At 32.0% G+C, this 259-nt stretch carries 1 protein-coding gene; it reads left to right on the top strand.

Annotation, left to right across the window (positions count from 1 at the left end; genetic code table 11):
• Window positions 1–21: 21 nt before the first annotated feature.
• Window positions 22–259, top strand: a 238-nt coding sequence (locus DM806_RS00050) for a hypothetical protein (protein WP_179041247.1), incomplete at its 3' end; no start/stop codon positions are given.

Genomic DNA, 259 nt, shown 5'->3' with positions numbered 1-259 from the left:
AAAACGTCAAGGAGGATCAAGATGGAAGAATTAAATAAAAAACCACAAGCTGAAATGGTTCGTGTTAATACTCGTATTTCTAAAGAAGTTAATGGTTGGTTAGATGAAAAAAGCGCTAGAACTGGTGTACCTAAATCTACTTTAATTTATTTGGCTTTGGAACAATATATACAACAACAAACAATGTTTGAGGAGTTACCTAAACTTCAACAAATGTATACGCAAATACAACAACAACAAATGGTTCAAGGAGATTTGT

The sequence above is a fragment of the Sphingobium lactosutens genome (genome assembly GCF_013393185.1).
In the GTDB taxonomy this organism is placed as follows: Bacteria; Pseudomonadota; Alphaproteobacteria; order Sphingomonadales; family Sphingomonadaceae; genus Sphingobium; species Sphingobium lactosutens_A.
Note: the sequence above shows the minus strand (reverse complement) of the source record. Positions and strands in the feature narration are given on the sequence as shown.